Origin of the sequence: Streptomyces sp. SID5785 (assembly GCF_009870065.1) — a bacterium.
In the GTDB taxonomy this organism is placed as follows: domain Bacteria; phylum Actinomycetota; class Actinomycetes; order Streptomycetales; family Streptomycetaceae; genus Streptomyces.
This window is the reverse complement of record NZ_WWIA01000850.1, coordinates 1-3,157: the sequence shown is the minus strand read 5'-3', so window position 1 is coordinate 3,157 and position 3,157 is coordinate 1. Positions and strand designations below refer to the sequence as shown.

Below are 3,157 nucleotides of genomic sequence, written 5' to 3'. Positions count from 1 at the left end.
CCCAGCGGACCTCGGCGCCGAGCGCGACCAGGGTCTCGATGAGCACGGCCGTCTGGACGGTCATGTGCAGGGAACCGGTGACGCGGGCGCCGGCCAGGGGCTGGGTGGCGGCGTATTCCTTGCGGATCGCCATCAGGCCGGGCATCTCGTGCTCGGCGAGGGTGATCTCCTTGCGGCCGAACTCCGCGAGGGAGAGGTCGGCGACCTTGAAGTCCTGGTCCTGCCGGTGAACGACGGAAGTCATGGGTGAGCTGCTCCTCGGTGCAGTGCTGTCGGTCGAGGTGGGCTGGTGCGCGCGTCCTTGCGGGAGCGGGCATGCGTGGCTGGTCTGCGGGTGTCGTCGGTCCCCTGTGGACACAGGCGTCCTCCGATACTCGCAGCGCAGTCCGTCGGAGGCCCTCTCTCCCTCGGCCGGCCCGTCGTGCGGGCCGCCCGACCGCCATCAGCAGCGACGTCTGGCTCGTGACGAATCTACACCGATCGGCCCGTGCGGCCCCACCCCGCATCCGGCCCCGGCCGGATGCGGAAGCGATCGTTTCAGGTCAGTGTTCGTCGGTGGACGGGCCCGGGCCGCCCGGGGTCGCGTCGCGGTCGGGTCCCTTGGTGGCCTCGGCCTCGCTGTAGATGTCGGGCTCGAGGTAGATGACGCGGGCGATCGGGACGGCGGCGCGGATGCGGGCCTCCGCCTCGTTGATGGCGCGGGCGACCTCGGCGGCGGTGTCGTCGTGCTGGACGGCGACCTTCGCGGCGACGAGGAGCTCCTCGGGGCCCAGGTGCAGGGTGCGCATGTGGATGAGGCCGGTGACGGTCTCGCCGTCCACGACGGCCTTCTCGATCTTCTCGACCTCTTCGGTGCCCGCGGCCTCGCCGAGCAGCAGCGACTTGGTCTCCAGGGCGAGCACGATCGCGATGGTGATCAGGAGGAGGCCGATGCAGAGGGTGCCGATGCCGTCCCAGACGCCGTCGCCGGTGGCGAGGGTGAGACCGACGCCGAGCAGCGCGAGGACGAGACCGATGAGCGCGCCGAAGTCCTCGAGGAGGACGACGGGCAGCTCGGGCGCCTTGGCGCGCTTGATGAACTGGCCCCAGCTGAGCCGCCCGCGCAGCTGGTTGGACTCCTTGATGGCAGTACGGAACGAGAAGCCCTCGGCGATGATCGCGAAGACGAGGACGCCGACCGGCCAGTACCAGTGCTCGAGCTCGTGCGGGTGGCGGATCTTCTCGTAGCCCTCGTAGACGGCGAACATGCCGCCGACGGAGAACAGCACGATGGAGACGAGGAAGGCGTAGATGTAGCGCTCGCGGCCGTAGCCGAACGGGTGCTGCGGGGTCGCCTCGCGCTGGGCCTTCTTGCCGCCGATCAGCAGCAGGAACTGGTTGCCGGAGTCGGCGAGCGAGTGGACTCCCTCGGCGAGCATCGACGAGGAGCCGCTGAACACGAAGGCCACGAACTTCGATACCGCGATGGCGAGGTTGGCGGCGAGTGCCGCCACGATCGCCTTTGCTCCGCCTGAAGCACTCATGTCGTTCCCGGTGTCCCTTCGTGCGTCCCGTGCTGCTGCGACGCCTTGTGCTGCCGAGGCAGGAGGCGCTGCTTTGCTTGCCCTTTGCGGTGGGTCATTGTTGCAGCACGGGACGCCCGGGACGGATGTCAGGCCACAACCGTCGCCCGGAAAATCGTGCCGGTACCGGACACTTCGGCCTTCTCGCCCGCCGGGACGAACGCGGACTGGCCGGGCGTCAGTTCGAGTTCGCCCGCGCGGACCGTGCCGGCCGTGCAGAGCAGGATCTGCGGTGTGGGCGCGGTGAGGTCGTGGCGGCCGCTGCTCGCGGGCAGGACGAAGCGGGAGAGGCGGAACTCGTCGATGGGGGTGTCGTAGACCTCCTCGCCGTCCGGGGAGGCCTCGGGGCGCAGCACGCCCGGGTCGGTGGCCTCGAAGCGGACGATCCGCAGGAGTTCGGGGACGTCGACGTGCTTGGGGGTCAGTCCGCAGCGCAGCACGTTGTCCGAGTTGGCCATGATCTCGACGCCGAGACCGTCCAGGTACGCGTGCGGGACGCCGGCGCCGAGGAAGAGTGCCTCGCCGGGCTGCAGCCTGACGAAGTTGAGCAGCATGGCCGCGATGACGCCCGGGTCGCCCGGGTAGTGGTGGGCGATGCCCGCGTAGGGCGCGTAGTCGCCGCCGAGGCGCTGGGCGGCGGCGGTGGCCTCGGTGACCGTGTGCGCCATCTCGGCGGGGTCGGCGCCGAGGACCGCGGTGAGGACCTCGCGCAGGGCGGCCTCTTCCGGGTGAGCGCGCAGCAGGTCGGCGTAGGGCTTGAGGCTGTCGACGCCGAGGCCCTCGAGGAGGCGGGCGGCGTCCTCGGGGGTGCGGAAGCCGCACAGGCCGTCGAACTCGGTGAGGGCGCAGATGAGTTCGGGCTTGTGGTTGGCGTCCTTGTAGTTGCGGTGCGGGGCGTCGATCGGGACGCCGGCGCGCTCCTCGGCCGCGTAGCCCTCCTGGGCCTGGCGCAGGTCGGGGTGGACCTGGAGGGAGAGCGGGGCGCCGGCCGCGAGGAGCTTGAGGAGGAAGGGCAGCCGGGGGCCGAAGCGGGCGACGGCGGCGGCGCCGAGCTCACGCTCGGGGTCGGCGTCGATCACCTCGTTCAGCGGGCCGCGGCCGGTGCCGGAGGGGGCGCCGGGGTGGGCGCCCATCCACATCTCGGCCTGGGGTTCGCCGGTCGGCTCGGCGCCGACGAGGTGCGCGATGGCGGTGGTGGAGCCCCAGGCGTAGGGGCGGACGGTGTTGGTCAGGCGGTCCATGAACGTGTCTTCTCCGTGCGGCGGCGGTCGGCGAGCGGGACTACTTCACGCCGTGGAGGCGAGGCCCAGGTAAACGGCGGCGAAATCCGTGACGGCGATCAGCTCGGCGAGCGTCTCGAGTTCGGTGCCCTCCTCGGGCTCCAGCTCGCTGATCGCGGTGTCGTGGGAGAGGGCGAGCTCCCGGGCGGCGGGGGCCGCGGTGAGGCCGCCGGCCGGCCGGTCGCGGAGCAGGACGACCCGGGCGCGCAGGGCCTGTGCCTCCTCGACGCGGTCACGGAAGAAGTCGTCGGGGTCGGCGCCCGCGGCGAGGTCGCCCGCCAGGAGCGCGCCGTGGGCGGGCATCGCCTCGGGCAG

At 71.8% G+C, this 3,157-nt stretch carries 4 protein-coding genes; all 4 read right to left on the bottom strand.

Features of this window, described 5'->3' with window-relative positions; all coding sequences use genetic code 11:
• Positions 1–244 (bottom strand): adenosylhomocysteinase (locus GTW43_RS27600; RefSeq protein ID WP_161304679.1); only part of this gene is annotated, 244 nt, incomplete at its 3' end.
• 298 nt (positions 245–542) lie between these two features.
• Positions 543–1,523, bottom strand: a complete 981-nt coding sequence (locus GTW43_RS27595; RefSeq protein ID WP_161304678.1) for a cation diffusion facilitator family transporter — start codon at positions 1,521–1,523, stop codon at positions 543–545.
• Positions 1,524–1,651: 128 nt separating this feature from the next.
• Positions 1,652–2,803, bottom strand: coding sequence for a mannose-6-phosphate isomerase, class I (gene manA / locus GTW43_RS27590; RefSeq protein WP_161304677.1), 1,152 nt, complete (start codon positions 2,801–2,803; stop codon positions 1,652–1,654).
• 45 nt (positions 2,804–2,848) lie between these two features.
• Positions 2,849–3,157: SIS domain-containing protein (locus GTW43_RS27585; protein ID WP_272922567.1), on the bottom strand; the 309-nt coding region annotated here is incomplete at its 5' end.